Here is a 13,580-nt window from a genome sequence, read left to right as displayed (position 1 = left end):
CGCTACCCGCGGGCGAGGAAGTCCCCGGTCAGCGTGTTGACGAGGGTCGGATTCTCCAGTGCCGCCAGGTGGGCGACACCGTCGAGCACGACGAACACCGAACCCGGGATGGCGTCGGCCATGGCGGCGGTCTCGGGGACCCGGAACGTCGCGTCCTCGGCGCCGGCGACCACCAGCACCGGCGTCCTGACGTCGGCCAGCAGCGCGCGCTGGTCCGGGCGCATCGGCACCACCGAGCGCACCGCCCACCGGGCCGAGTCCACGTCGACGCGTTGAACGGCGTCCCGCACGTAGGCGACCACGTCGGGCCGGGTCCGCAGCGTGGTGGGTCCGAGAAACGCCTTGAGCACCGACCTGGTCAGGGGCGGCCGGATGCCGCGCAGCAGGCCCGCCATTCTCAGTAGCAGCCCGTATTCGAGCCGCTGCCTGCCGCCTGCGGCCGAGGCCGTGCAATTCATCAGCACCGCGCGTCCGATCCGGTCCGGATGGCGGGCGGCGAAGGTGGCGCCGATCATCCCGCCCCACGAGTTGCCGACGAAGTGTGCCCTCGGCGCACCGACGGCGTCGAGGATGTCGACGACGCAGCGCGCGCATTCCTCGAATGTGAATGTCGCCGTGAGCTTTGCGCTTCCGCCGTGGCCGGGCGGGTCGACCAGCACGACGCGGTGCCCGGTGCCGAAGTGCGCCGCCTGAGCCGACCACATGTCACCGGTCATCAGCAGGCTGGGCCAGAACACGATGGTGTCGCCGGACTGCGCGCCGCCTACCGTCGTCCGAAGCCGGCCGAGTGCGGTGTCGATCAGGCGTTCCTGCACACCGTGTGACGCTAGCGGTCCGGCCGCAGCGCGGGCCACCAGATGCGCGGTCCGATCAGGGTGAACAACGCGGGGATGATCACAGTGCGCACCAGGAACGTGTCCAACAGGATGCCGAGCCCGACGATGATGCCGACCTGGGTCAGCACGATCAGCGGCAGCACGCCCAGCACGCAGAACACCGCGGCCAGCACGATGCCTGCGCTGGTGATCACGGCGCCGGTCGCGGACACCGCGCGCACGATGCCCTGCCGGGTGCCGTGTTCGGGCGTCTCCTCGCGGGCACGGGTGACGAGGAAGATCGTGTAGTCCACGCCGAGTGCCACCAGGAACAGGAACGCGAACAGCGGCGTGGAGTTGTCCAGCGCGGGAAAGCCGAACAGGTGCACGCTGGCCCAGCCGCCGAGGCCGATCGCGGCGAGTGCCGACAGCACGGTCACCGCCACCAGGACGAGCGGCGCCAGCGCCGAACGCAGCAGCGCGTACAGCACGAGCAGCACGACCGCCAGGATCGCCGGGATCACCACCAGTCGGTCGCGCGTGGCGGCGGCGCCGATGTCGCGGGCCTGCGCGTCCGATCCGCCGACCAGCGCCGCGGGATCCGCTTCGTGCACCGAATCACGCAGCCGGTCGACGATGTCGAAGGCCTGCTCGGAGGCCGGTTCGGCGTCGAGCACCACCGACCACTGCGTCAGACCCGACGGCGACTGGCCGGCAGGACTCACCGACACCACGCCGTCGGTGTCGTCGATGGCCCGTTGAAGCGCCGCGGCCCGCGCCGTCGGGCCGATCACCCGGGTGGGATCGGTGAGGCCGCCGGGGAAGTGGTCGGCCAACCGCTGGTAGCCCGTGACCGATTCGGCCTGGACCCGGAACTGCTCGGTCTGCGACAGCCCGAGCGGGGTGCTCAGCAGGCCGGTGCACAGCAACGCCAGCGCAGCGATCGACACCACCGCGACGCGGCCCGGACGGCGCGCCACCGCGTCGGCGATCCGGTGCCAGACACCGCTGTCGGTGAGCGGCGTCGCGCCGGTGCGGGGGATGAACGGCCAGAACAGGCGCTTGCCGAACAGGCGCAGCAGCGGTGGCAGCACCAGCAGCACGAACACCGCGGCCACCACCAGACCGGACGCGGCCTGCACGCCGAGGCTGCGGGTGCTCGGTGCGGACGCGAACACCAGCGTCAGCAGGGCCAGCACCACGGTGGCGTTGCTCGCGACGATCGCCGGGCCTGCGCTGCGCACCGCGACCCGCAGCGCGTTGCGGTGGTCTTCCTCGCGGCCGAGTTCTTCGCGGTAGCGCGAGATCAGCAGCAGCGCGTAGTTCGTGCCCGCTCCGAACACCAGCACACTGGTGATCCCGGAGGTCGAACCGTCGGGGCTCATGCCGAGGGCTTCGGCGACGGCGGTGCCCGCCACGGCGGCCACCCGGTCGGCGAAGCCGATGACGGCCAGGGGCACCAGGAACAGCACCGGCGACCGGTAGGTGACGATCAGCAGCACGGCCACCACCGCCGCGGTCACCGCGAGCAGGGTGATGTTCGCGCCGGCGAAGGAGTTGGCGATGTCGGCCCCGAACGCCGGGCCGCCGGTGACCTCGGCCCGCAGGTCGGCGGGCAGGCCGTCGGTGGCGGCGGTCCGCAGTCCCTTCACGGCGTCGTTGAGGGCGAATCCGGACAGGTCGCCGCTCAGCGGCACGGTGGTCACCGCGGCGAGGTCGTCATCGGACACCACCACCGGCGGGCCCGCGGCGCCGTCGGTCCGGGCGACGGCCAGCATGCGTTGGCGCGCCTGTTCGGTGGCGTCGACGTCTGCGGCCGTCAGGGCGGTCCCGTCGGTGCGGGTGACGACGAGGACGGCAGGCACCAGGTCGCCGTCGGGGAAGTCTGCGCGCAGGGCGGTGACGCGCGCCGACTCCGCGTCGGACGGCACGGACACGGGCGACTGGCTGCCGGAATCCCCGCTGCCGACCAGACCGAGCAGCGCACCGGAGAACGCGACGACGATGAGGGCGAGCACCCAGGAGAAGCGACCGGACATCGTTCGAATATTTCAGAAACTGAAATATTAATCAAGTGAACGAATAGCGGTTACGCTGTCGGGGTGGACCGGACGGAGCTGGAGGCGGTGATCGCCGCGGACGTGCGGGCACTCACCGCGGAGTCCGAACGCGTCGGCCGGTTGTTCGCGGCGCGGCACGACGTCTCGGTGAACGACTTCCGCGCACTTCTGCACGTCATGGTGGCCGACACGGCGGGCGCGCCGCTGACCGCGGGCGAACTGCGGCAGCGGATGGGACTGTCCGGAGCGGCCATCACCTACCTGGTGGAGCGGATGATCGCGTCGGGGCACCTCGAACGCGAGTCGGACCCGACCGATCGGCGCAAGGTGCTGCTGCGGGTGGCCGACCACGGCATGGCCGTGGCGAAGGGTTTCTTCGCGCCGCTGGCCGACCACAACCACCGCGCCATGTCCGGCCTGTCCGATCGCGATCTCGCCGCCGCGCACCGCACCTTCGCCGCTGTGCTCGAGGCGATGCTGGCCTTCCAGCGCGAGGTGGACGGTTAACTTGACCCTCACGCGACGTGAGGCCTCAGCCTGATTGACGTGACGCAGGAGATGCAGGTGGACGAACTCACCGTGGGCGAGGTCGCGGAGCGGTATGGCATCACGGTGCGGACGCTTCACCACTATGACGACATCGGGTTGTTGACCCCTGGTCGGCGTACCTCCTCCGGGTATCGGGTGTACACGGCGGCGGACCTGACGCGCTTGTCGCAGGTCATCGTGTACCGCCGGCTCGGGTTGTCGCTGGAGGAGATCGCGAGCCTGCTGGACGAGGGTGACGTGGTCAGCCACCTGATTCGCCAGCGCGAACGCGTCATGTCTCAGCTCGATGAGATGAAGGACCTCATCGAGGCCATCGATCAGGCATTGGAGAAAGCAATGACGAACACCCCCATGACCGACGACGACATGCGTGAACTCTTCGGTGAGGGCTTCGACGACTATCAGGCAGAAGCTGAGCAGAAGTGGGGCGAGACGGCTGAGTGGCAGGAATCGCAGCGCCGAACCAAGTCCTACGGCCGCGACGAATGGATCCAGATCAAGGCCGAGGGCGAAGCTGTCGAGAAGGCGTTGTCCGACGCCTTCCGTGCCGGGCTCTCAGCCGACTCCGAAGAGGCGATGAATGCGGCGGAGAAGCACCGGCTGCACGTGAATCGCTGGTTCTACGACTGCCCGCCGGCCTTCCACCGCAAGCTGGGCGACATGTATGTGAGCGACCCCAGGTACGTCGCCACCTACGACGAGTCGTTCGGGCTCCCGGGCCTCGCGGCCTACTGCCGCGAGGCGATTCACGCGAACGCGGATCGAACGGGCAACTGACGAGTTCGGCGCGACCGGGTTGGGTTACGTGACTCGGTGTGCGCACCGGGTGGGGGTGAGGATGCGCGGGCCGGACTCGGTGACGGCGATGGTGTGCTCGGAGTGCGCCGCGTTCGACCCGTCCGCTGAGCGCAGCGTCCAGCCATCGGCGTCGATGACCAACCGGTCGCTGCCGCGTGCCCACCACGGCTCGAGTGCGAAGGTCATGCCCGGCCGCAGCAGCAGGCCGCGGCCGGGGCGTCCCCGGTTGGGGATGTGGGGGTCCTCGTGCATCGTGCGACCCAGGCCGTGCCCGCCGAATTCGACGTTGACTCGATAGCCGGCCTCTGCGGCGACGCGGCCGATCGCGGCGGAGATGTCACCGAGCCGGCCGCCGGGCACCGCTGCCGCGACGCCCGCGTCGAGAGCTCGCCGCGTCGAATCGATCAGCGCCGTGTCGGCCGCGTCGGCGGCGTCCCCGACGATCACCGTGACGGCCGCGTCGGCCACCCAGCCGTCGATCGACACCGCGAAGTCCAGGCTCAGCACGTCGCCGTCTCGAAGGATGTGGTCGCGCGGCATGCCGTGTAGCACAGCGTCGTTGACCGACAGGCAGATGACGTTCCGGAACGGCCCGCGACCGAACGACGGCGCGTAATCCCAGTAACACGACGTGGCGCCGCGGTCGGCGACCAGCGCGCGGGCACGGTGCTCGAGATGCATCAGGTTCATCCCGGGTTCCGCCTCGGCCGCCAGCGTCGCCAATGTCTGCGCGACGAAGTCGCCCGTCACCGCCATCCTGTCGATCTCTGCGGCGGTCTTCAGTTCGATCACGTTCGTGCCTCCGTGCACCCTCGGTATTTTTATACCGTCACGACGGTACCAGCTCCGGTATTTGAATACCGGCTATGCTGACCGGCATGGTGCGCGTACCCCTGAGCCCGGAGCAGGTGAGGGCCGGACAACGCCTCGGCGCGCTGATCAGGGCGGCCCGCGCCGGACGCGACCCGGAGACGATCGCGCGTGACGCGGGCATCTCACCGGAGACGCTGCGCAAGATCGAGGTCGGGCGGATGCCCAGTCCCAGCTTCGGAACGGTGATCGGGCTCTGCAATGCGCTCGGCCTGCCGCTGCAGGACGCCGTCGACGCGTGGCACGGGGCCGACGAACGCCGGGTGGCGATCTAGATCGCGAAGCGGCCCGCGAACCCGCGCAGCGGCACGTCGGCGCTGGTGAGCAGTCCGGGCGGCGCGGCCACCACCGAGCGGATCGCGTTGAGCGCAGGCAGGCCGGTGACGGTCATCCCGATCGACGCGAAGTTCTCCGGATTCGACAGGTCGACACCGGGTTTCGGGAAGATCATGTGCTTGTTGTAGACACAGGGATCGCCCTTGATCTGAGTGATGTAGCAGCCCTTGATGTCCCAGCTCGGATCGGTGTGCGGGGTCATCTGCCATTCCAGGTGGGTCTCCACCCGCGGCACGCCGCCGATCATGCCCTGGTACTTGATGTAGTTGCCGCCGAGCGAACCCTTCGGCAGTCGGTACCAGCCGAGGTCGACGTCTTTGGTGCAGGCGCCGAGTTCGTAGCTGAACGCCACCTCGTCGAGTTCGAGGCCGAAGCAGTCGGCCATCATCAGCACGCTGTCGGCGAAGACCCGGGTGTACTTCTCCAGCTTGCCCGGAATCGACGGATCATCAACGGGCAGGCCGTAACCGACCTCGATCCAGGTGTCCTTGGAGTGGTGGCACGACACGTCGACCGACTCGATGGTGGTGACGTTCTCGATCTCGGCCACGTCGGCAGAGCAGGCCACCCCGAGGATCTGGTTGACACCGGGATTCATGCCGGTGCCGTAGAACGTCGAACCGCCCTTCGCGCAGGCCTCCGAAAGTAGTTGTGAGACCGGCTTACCCGACGGGTGCGGGTGGTTGGTGTCTCGGTGCCAGCCGGTGATCCAGTCGGCGGTGGTGACGATGTCGATTCCGGCTTCGAGCACCGCGACGTAGAGATCCTCGTCGGGGAACACGCCGTGGAAGGTGAGCACGTCCGGCTTGGCGGCGATGATCTCGTCCACGGTGCCGGTCGCGGTCACCCCGATCGGGTCGATCCCGGCGATCTCTCCCGCGTCGCGACCCACCTTCTCGGGTGTGTAGCAGTGCAGCCCGACCAGTTCCAGGTCGGTACGGTGCTGCAGGCGGCGGATCATCTCGGAACCGACGTTGCCCGTCGCCACCTGGAACACCCGAATCGGTGAAGTCATGTTGCTGAACCCTTCTCGGTCATCGAGGCGAGGTCCGCGGCACTGCCGCCGCGGCCGTCGGGATAGAACTGGATCGCCCACTTGCGGATCGCGGTGAATCCCTCGTACTCGGCCGTGGCCAGCGCCGGCGGATCGGAATAGCGCTGGTGCGACCAGATGTGGATGTCCTGGGCGAACTGGCGGATCACCTCGTCGCCGAACGCCTCGGCCTTGACGCGGGCCCGCTCGAGGTCCCGTACGGGCTTGCCCGGCCTGCCGATGTAGACCATGAACCGGACGTCGGAGGTCGAGTCGTCGACCGGGGTGACTGCGGAGATGGTGCGGTTGTCGACCATGCCCCAGCTCTTGGTCACCGCGATGCCCAGCCCGCCGTTGATCGCCTCGACGCCGCTGCGGACGTCGTCGATCGACTGCTGGTCGTCGCCCTCGAAGGTGATCGTGAAATCGACGTAGGAGACCGGTTCGGCGAAGTCGTGGCGGGTGAACACCGGAACGATCGGCGTCTCGTGCACGTACTTGAAGTGCGCGAAGTCGACCCCGTTCTCGAGCACGTACTGCGGGTGCATCTCCAGCCCCTGCCGGCACAGCCGCTGCTGGGGGAAGTAGTCGGCGGCGCTGCTGCCGTCGGCGAACGACGCGAACACGTCGGGGGCTTCGAAGAACGGCTCCCGGCCCTCGACGTCGTGCCAGATGTAGACGGCTTCGTTGCGTTCGGTGACCGGGTAGGTCCGCATGCGGCGGCCGCGGTTCGGCCGGTCCTGGTATGGGATGCACACGTTGCGCCCGTCGGCGTTCCACTGCCAGCCGTGGAAAGGACACTGGATCACCTCGCCGACGACGTGACCGCCGAAGCCGAGGTGCGCGCCGAGATGCTCGCAGTAGGCGTTCATCACCACCACCCGGCCGGTCTCCGACCGCCAGGCGACCATGTCCTCGCCGAAGTACCGCATCGTGTGCACGTCGCCGACGCCGACCTCGTCGGACCAGGCCACTTGGAACCAGCCCGTCGGCTTCATCGAAAGCGGCGGTTTCGCCATGTGGACGAGAATCACAGAGGGCTCTACGATTCGTCAAGTGTCGGCATCGCAGAGCGAGAGCACTCGGCGAACCAACCGGCGTGGCCAGGCCACCCGAGACGGGATGCTCGACGCGGCGCTGCATGCCCTCGCCACCGGCGACACGGCCGCCGCCTCGGGAAACCGCATCGCCAAGGATGCAGGCGCGACGTGGGGCGCGGTCAAATACCAGTTCGGCGACATCGACGGGCTGTGGGCGGCCGTGCTGCGCCGCACCGCCGAGCGTCGCGGCAGGCTGCCGTCCGGGGCGACGCCCGGCGCGCCATTGCGCGAACGCGTCGGCGCCATCATCGACCTGCTCTTCGACGGCCTGTCCGCGCCGGACTCCCGCGCGATCGAGACGCTGCGCGCCGCGCTGCCCCGCGACGGCGCCGAGCTGGAACGGCTCTACCCGCAGACCGCGGCGGAGCTCCAGTCGTGGGGACGCGGCTGGATCGAGGCCTGTCAGGCGGCATTCGCCGACGTCGACGTCGACCCCGAGCGCATCCGCGAGGTGGCGTCGTTCATCCCCGGCGCCATGCGGGGCCTGGTGTCCGAACGTCAGCTCGGCTCGTACTACGACCTGGACGTCGCGCGGCGCGGCCTGACCAACGCGATCGTCGCCTACCTCGAACCGCAGGCCTAACGGCGGTTGAGCGTCGCCTCCTCCAGATCCAGCCCGCGCAGCACCGAGCGCAGCACCTCGTCGTCGATGCGTCCGGCGTCGCGCTCGGCGATGAACGTCTCGCGCTCGGCCGCGAGCATCTCCAGCCGCAGCCGCCGGAAGGCCGACGCCGGGCTCTCGCCGATGTCCTCCTCGTCGCGGCCCAGCCGCTCCCACGCCGAATTCGCCCTGCGGTTGTTCCACCCCCGCAGCACCTCGGCGGCGCGTTCGTGCACATCCGAGCCGGGCTCCTGTTCGGCCATCAGCTCGTCGAGCCGGTCGGCAGCCGCCTGGGCCGCCTTGGACTGGGCGGCGGCTGCCGCCAGCGCGTCCCGCTGCGCTTCGTCGCCCTGCACTCCGAGCACCCGGATCAGCCACGGCAGCGTCAGGCCGTGCAGCAGCAGCGTGCCGACGACCACGACGAAGGTGAGGAACACCAGCTGCGGGCGGCCGGGGAACTCCGCCCCCGACAGCGTGGTCATCGGGACGCCGAAGGCGGCGGCCAGCGACACCACCCCGCGCATCCCGGCCCACGCGACGACGAACACCTGCGCCGGCGGGGGCGCAGGCTCGCTGTGCCGGACATGCGGCGACACCCACCGCGGCAGGTAGGCGAACAGGAAGACCCACACCAGCCGCACCACCAGCACCGTCCCGAACACGGCCGCCGAGGCGACCACCAGTGTGCGGGCGGAGATCCCGGTCAGCTCGCCGACGACCTTCGGCAGCTGCAGCCCGATCAGCAGGAACGCGAAGGACTCCAGCACCAGCTGCACGGCGCGCCACACCGCGTCGTCCTGCAACCGGGTCGCGTAGCTCGCGCGCACGGAGCGCTGCCCGGAGATCAGGGCGGCCACCACCACCGCGATCACCCCGGAGCCGTGCGCCTCCTCGGCGAGCAGGTAGATCGCGAACGGCGCCATCAGACCGATGGCGCTCTCCACCACCGGATCGCTCAGCCTGGCGCGGATGGCGACGATCAGCACTCCGAGCAGCCCCCCGACCAGCACACCGCCCACAGCGGCGAGTGCGAAGGTGCCGAGCCCGTCGCGCCAGCTCACCGCCGTGCCGACCGCCGCACCGAGGGCCACCTTGTACGCCGTCAGCGCGGTGGCGTCGTTGAGCAGGCTCTCGCCGCCCAGCAGCGTCATGGTCTGCCGGGGCAACCCGAGGCGCCGGCCCACCGCGGTGGCCGACACCGCGTCGGGCGGCGCCACGATCGCGCCGAGGGTCAGTGCGGCCGCCACGGTCAGCTCGGGAACGGTGTGGAAGGCGACGAAGCCGACCGCGAACGTGGTCGCCAGCGGCAGCCCGACGGCCAGCAGGCCGATCGGCCGGACGTTCCTGCGCAGCGCCACGGAACTGCTCTCCAACCCCGCCGACCACAGCAGCGGCGGCAGGATCACGAACAGCACCAGCTCGGGGTCGAGCTGGATGTCGGGCAGGCCGGGGATCAGGCCGACGCCGAGGCCCGCCACCACGAGCGCCAGCGGCGCCGACACGTCCAGGCGGCGGGCCACCGCGGCCAGCAGCAGCGACATCACCAGCACCGCCAGCAGCACGGCATTCACGTCGCGACCTCCGGGTAGTGCGTCCGTATCGTTGTCCAGCATGCTTGGCAGAACATGTTGAGGAGATCACGATCCCGCGACCGCGGACACACCGCACGCCCGGGCTCGCGCTCCACGACGCTGTGCGAGCACCTGGCCGACGACGACTCCGCACACGTGCCGCCGGCGTCGGGCCGCTGCCAGGGCTGCGCGGCGCTCGGCGAGACGCTGTGGGCGCACCTGCGGGTGTGCGTGACCTGTGGCCACGTCGGCTGCTGCGACTCCAGCCCGCACCAGCACGCCACCGAGCACTTCCGCGCCACCGGCCATCCGGTGATGCGTTCGGCCGAGCCGGGGGAGAGCTGGCGGTGGTGTTACGTCGACTCGTGTCTGGGCTGAGCCCGTCGCGCCGCGAGCCGATCTGGCAGGCTTGACGAGCGATGACTGAATCACTCGAAGGCGAATCGACAAGCGAGCCCGTCACGCCGGTGGAAGGCGTCGCGCCTGAGGCGTCGTCGCAGCAGGCCACCGCCGCCGAGCCCGCGGACCACCGCGCCACCGTGATGCTGCTGGGGTCCGGCGAGCTCAGCCGCGAGCAGGCGCTGGCGTTCCAGCGGCTGGGCGCCGTCGTGATCGCCGTCGACCGGCACTATGCCGCGGCGCACGGCGTGGCCGACCGCTCGGCGGTGGTCAAGATGAACGACGCCGAGGAACTCACCGCGCTGATCCGCCGGGAGAACCCGCGCTACGTGGTCGCCGAGTCCGGCGTCATCGCCACCGACGCGCTGCTGGCGGTCGCCGAACGCGACGACGTCGAGGTCTTCCCCACCCCGCGCAGCACCCGGCTGGCGCTGGACCGGGAGGGCATGCGCCGGCTGGCCTCCGACGAATTGGGCCTGCCCACCGCGCCGTTCTGGTTCGCCGGTTCGGCCGAGGAACTCGGCGCGGTGGCCGAGCACGCGGGCTTCCCGCTGGTGGTCAAGCCGGTGTCGGGGGTGCTGCGCGACGGTCAGTCGGTGCTGCTGCGCCCCGAGGACGTCGAGCCGGCGTGGCAGCGGGCCATCGCCGCGGGCCGCATCGCGCACAGCCGGGTGATGGCCGAGACCGTGGTCGAGGTGGATTACGAGGTCACGCTGCTCACCGTGCGCACCACCGGGCCCACCGGGCCGGCACTGACGTTCTGCGAGCCGATCGGGCACCGCCAGGGCGACGGCGACGAGGTGCTCGAGGTCTGGCAGCCCCAGCAGATGAACCCCGCCGCGCTGGACGCGGCCAAGTCGATCGCGGCCCGGATCGTCAACTCGCTGGGCGGACGCGGTGTCTTCGCGGTGGAGCTGCTGGTCCGCGGCGACGAGGTGTACTTCTCCGATGTCCGGACCCGCCCGCACGACACCGGCCTGGTGACACTGCGCTCGCAACGGCTGTCGGTGTTCGAGCTGCACGCGCGGGCGATCCTCGGCCTGGCCGTCGACACGATCATGATCTCACCGGGCGCCGCGGAGATCCGCTACGGCGGCGCGGAGGCGCCGGTGACCGAACCCGCCGCCGCCGACGTCACCGCCGTTCTCTCCGAGGCGCTGGAGACCCAGGAGAGCGACGTGCGGCTGTTCGGCCGCCCCGACGAGACCGAGGACCGCCGCAGGTTGGGCGTCGCGCTGGCCACCGCACCCGACGTGATCATCGCGCGGGACCGGGCCCGCCGGGTGGGCGCCGCGCTGCGCAAGCTCTGGTGATGGCCGAGCCCACCGACCCTTCCGGAGCGGACGGCGAACCCGACCGGGACCGGCCGACGGTCGCGCCGTTCCTGGGGGCACTGGCAATCATTGTCCTCGTGGTGATCACAATCGGGCTGGTCAACCTGTTCGAGGGCGACGGGGAACTGACCGCCGAGCAGCAGGTCGCTCGCGCGGCCGTCGCGCAGAACGACGCCCTGCAGCGGGAGGCCTATCCCGACTTCCGTGACAACACCTGCGCCGCCCAGCATGGCGATGAGACCGAATTCCTTGCCCGGCACCGTGACTCGAAGGACAAGAAGGGTGCCCGCTTCGTCGACGACGTCACCGGTGTGGCCGTCGACGGGGACCGCGCGACCGCCACGGTGACCTACTACTTCGAGAAGGCTCCGGACACCAAGACCGGGGTCCCGACCACCTTCGCGCGGCAGGACGGCACGTGGAAGGTCTGTTCGACCGGTCCCAGCTAGGTATGGGAGACTCGCGGCCGTGAGCTACGCCGGAGACATCACGCCTGAGGAGGCGTGGAAGGTCCTGAACGACAACCCCGACGCGGTGCTGGTGGACTGTCGCACCGACGCGGAGTGGAAGTTCGTCGGCGTGCCCGATCTGTCATCGCTGCAGCGCGACGTGATCTTCATCGAGTGGAACCGGGTCGACGGTTCGCACAACGAGGACTTCGTCACCGACCTCCGGTCGGCCGGGGTCTCCGGCGAGCGGCCGGTGGTGTTCCTGTGCCGGTCGGGCAACCGGTCCATCGGCGCCGCCGAAGCGGCCACCGAGGCCGGCATCGGCCCGTCGTACAACGTGCTCGACGGCTTCGAGGGCAATCTGGACGAGCATCGCCGGCGCGGGAGCACCGGCTGGAAGGCCGTCGGCCTGCCCTGGGTCCAGTCGTGAGCCAGGCCGACTCCGAGGACGCAGTCCCGTCCGTCCGGATCCCCACGCCGCTGCCCGACGGTGTCAGCCAGGCCACCCTCGGGGTGCGCGGCGGCCTGCTGCGGTCGGGCTTCGACGAGACGTCCGAGGCGCTGTACCTCACGTCGGGCTACGTCTATGACAGCGCCGCGGCGGCGGAGAAGGCGTTCACCGGTGAGATCGACCGGTACGTGTACTCGCGCTACGGCAACCCCACCATCTCGATGTTCGAGGAGCGGCTGCGTCTGATCGAGGACGCGCCCGCGTGTTTCGCGACGGCGACCGGGATGGCGGCGGTGTTCACCTCGCTGGGCGCGCTGCTCGGCGCCGGTGACCGGTTGGTGGCGGCGCGCAGCCTGTTCGGCTCGTGCTTCGTGGTGTGCAGCGAGATTCTGCCGCGCTGGGGCATCGAGACGGTGTTCGTCGACGGTGACGACCTCGCGCAGTGGGAGGAGGCGCTCTCGGTGCCCACCCAGGCGGTGTTCTTCGAGACGCCGTCCAACCCGATGCAGTCGCTGGTCGACATCGCCGCGGTGTCCGAGCTGGCACACGCCGCCGGTGCGAAAGTGGTGCTGGACAACGTCTTCGCGACACCGCTTCTGCAGCAGGGGTTCCCGCTCGGCGTCGACGTGGTGGTTTACTCGGGCACCAAGCACATCGACGGTCAGGGCCGGGTGCTTGGCGGGGCGATCCTGGGCGACAAGGAGTACATCGACGGCCCGGTGCAGAAGCTGATGCGCCACACCGGCCCGGCGATCAGCGCGTTCAACGCGTGGACGCTGCTCAAGGGCCTGGAGACGCTCGCGGTGCGGGTGGACTATTCGAACCGGTCCGCGCACCGCATCGCGGAGTTCCTCGAGCAGAACTCGTCGGTGTCGTGGGTGCGCTATCCGTTCCTGGAGTCGCACCCGCAGTACGACCTGGCCAAGCGGCAGATGACCGGGGGCGGCACGGTGGTCACCTTCGCACTCGACGCGCCCGAGGGCCGCGCCAAGGACCGCGCGTTCGAGGTGCTCGACAAGTTGGCGCTGATCGACATCTCCAACAATCTGGGCGATGCGAAGTCGCTGATCACGCACCCGGCCACCACCACCCACCGGGCGATGGGCCCGGAGGGCCGGGCGGCCATCGGCCTCGGCGACGGGGTGGTGCGCGTCTCCGTCGGCCTCGAGGGCACCGAAGACCTGATCGCGGACCTGGACCGGGCGCTGGGCTGA

The 13,580-nt window shown here is 70.1% G+C and carries 15 protein-coding genes; 9 read left to right on the top strand and 6 right to left on the bottom strand.

What is annotated here, in order from left to right:
• Window positions 1–2: 2 nt before the first annotated feature.
• Both ACPCHZ_RS01550 and ACPCHZ_RS01545 read right to left on the bottom strand, forming a co-directional pair.
• Entirely contained in the window at window positions 3–815 is an 813-nt protein-coding gene (locus ACPCHZ_RS01550; RefSeq protein WP_423483121.1) for an alpha/beta fold hydrolase, read from the bottom strand.
• Between the two features lie 11 nt (window positions 816–826).
• On the bottom strand, window positions 827–2,854 hold the full coding sequence (locus ACPCHZ_RS01545; RefSeq protein WP_423483120.1) for an MMPL family transporter: 2,028 nt from the start codon (window positions 2,852–2,854) through the stop codon (window positions 827–829).
• Between the two features lie 63 nt (window positions 2,855–2,917).
• Between ACPCHZ_RS01545 and ACPCHZ_RS01540 the strand changes: the two genes are divergently transcribed.
• Together ACPCHZ_RS01540 and ACPCHZ_RS01535 are read left to right on the top strand one after the other, a co-directional pair.
• A complete protein-coding gene (locus ACPCHZ_RS01540) occupies window positions 2,918–3,382 on the top strand; it encodes a MarR family winged helix-turn-helix transcriptional regulator (RefSeq protein ID WP_423483119.1) in 465 nt (154 codons plus the stop codon).
• 57 nt (window positions 3,383–3,439) lie between these two features.
• Entirely contained in the window at window positions 3,440–4,201 is a 762-nt protein-coding gene (locus ACPCHZ_RS01535; protein WP_423483778.1) for a MerR family transcriptional regulator, read from the top strand.
• A gap of 24 nt (window positions 4,202–4,225) precedes the next feature.
• Here ACPCHZ_RS01535 and map read toward each other — a convergent pair whose 3' ends face one another.
• Window positions 4,226–5,014, bottom strand: a complete 789-nt coding sequence (gene map / locus ACPCHZ_RS01530; RefSeq protein WP_423483118.1) for a type I methionyl aminopeptidase — start codon at window positions 5,012–5,014, stop codon at window positions 4,226–4,228.
• Between the two features lie 86 nt (window positions 5,015–5,100).
• On the opposite strand from map, the gene ACPCHZ_RS01525 reads away from it, so the two are divergent.
• Complete coding sequence (locus tag ACPCHZ_RS01525) at window positions 5,101–5,367, top strand: helix-turn-helix transcriptional regulator (protein ID WP_423483117.1); 267 nt, start codon at window positions 5,101–5,103, stop codon at window positions 5,365–5,367.
• Here ACPCHZ_RS01525 and ACPCHZ_RS01520 read toward each other — a convergent pair.
• Together ACPCHZ_RS01520 and ACPCHZ_RS01515 are read right to left on the bottom strand one after the other, a co-directional pair.
• On the bottom strand, window positions 5,364–6,443 hold the full coding sequence (locus tag ACPCHZ_RS01520; protein ID WP_423483116.1) for a dihydrodipicolinate reductase: 1,080 nt from the start codon (window positions 6,441–6,443) through the stop codon (window positions 5,364–5,366). The genes ACPCHZ_RS01525 and ACPCHZ_RS01520 overlap by 4 nt on opposite strands.
• Complete coding sequence (locus ACPCHZ_RS01515; protein ID WP_423483115.1) at window positions 6,440–7,480, bottom strand: Rieske 2Fe-2S domain-containing protein; 1,041 nt, start codon at window positions 7,478–7,480, stop codon at window positions 6,440–6,442. Before ACPCHZ_RS01515 ends, ACPCHZ_RS01520 begins: the two co-directional genes overlap by 4 nt.
• A gap of 103 nt (window positions 7,481–7,583) precedes the next feature.
• Between ACPCHZ_RS01515 and ACPCHZ_RS01510 the strand changes: the two genes are divergently transcribed.
• Entirely contained in the window at window positions 7,584–8,144 is a 561-nt protein-coding gene (locus tag ACPCHZ_RS01510; protein ID WP_364978400.1) for a TetR/AcrR family transcriptional regulator, read from the top strand.
• On the opposite strand, the gene ACPCHZ_RS01505 is transcribed toward ACPCHZ_RS01510, so the two are convergent.
• Window positions 8,141–9,733 (bottom strand): Na+/H+ antiporter, encoded by a 1,593-nt coding sequence (locus ACPCHZ_RS01505; protein ID WP_423483114.1) that lies wholly within the window; start codon window positions 9,731–9,733, stop codon window positions 8,141–8,143. The two genes, ACPCHZ_RS01510 and ACPCHZ_RS01505, sit on opposite strands and share 4 nt — an antisense overlap.
• Before the next feature lie 54 nt (window positions 9,734–9,787).
• Between ACPCHZ_RS01505 and ACPCHZ_RS01500 the strand changes: the two genes are divergently transcribed.
• The 5 genes from ACPCHZ_RS01500 to ACPCHZ_RS01480 are packed head-to-tail and all read left to right on the top strand — an operon-like array spanning window position 9,788 to window position 13,580.
• Window positions 9,788–10,111 carry a UBP-type zinc finger domain-containing protein gene (locus ACPCHZ_RS01500; RefSeq protein ID WP_423483113.1) on the top strand — a complete coding sequence of 108 codons (324 nt, stop codon included), beginning with the start codon at window positions 9,788–9,790 and terminating at the stop codon, window positions 10,109–10,111.
• Window positions 10,112–10,152: 41 nt separating this feature from the next.
• Window positions 10,153–11,445: a formate-dependent phosphoribosylglycinamide formyltransferase gene (gene purT, locus ACPCHZ_RS01495; protein WP_423483112.1), complete on the top strand. Its 1,293-nt coding sequence runs from the start codon at window positions 10,153–10,155 to the stop codon at window positions 11,443–11,445.
• Complete coding sequence (locus ACPCHZ_RS01490) at window positions 11,445–11,915, top strand: lumazine-binding protein (protein WP_423483111.1); 471 nt, start codon at window positions 11,445–11,447, stop codon at window positions 11,913–11,915. The genes purT and ACPCHZ_RS01490 overlap by 1 nt, the downstream gene beginning before the upstream one ends.
• 19 nt (window positions 11,916–11,934) lie before the next feature.
• A complete protein-coding gene (locus tag ACPCHZ_RS01485) occupies window positions 11,935–12,345 on the top strand; it encodes a rhodanese-like domain-containing protein (RefSeq protein WP_364976982.1) in 411 nt (136 codons plus the stop codon).
• A complete protein-coding gene (locus tag ACPCHZ_RS01480) occupies window positions 12,342–13,580 on the top strand; it encodes an O-succinylhomoserine sulfhydrylase (protein ID WP_423483110.1) in 1,239 nt (412 codons plus the stop codon). Before ACPCHZ_RS01485 ends, ACPCHZ_RS01480 begins: the two co-directional genes overlap by 4 nt.

It is taken from the genome of Mycobacterium sp. NPDC050041 (assembly GCF_049541695.1).
Lineage (GTDB): Bacteria > Actinomycetota > Actinomycetes > Mycobacteriales > Mycobacteriaceae > Mycobacterium.
Note: the sequence above shows the minus strand (reverse complement) of the source record. Positions and strands in the feature narration are given on the sequence as shown.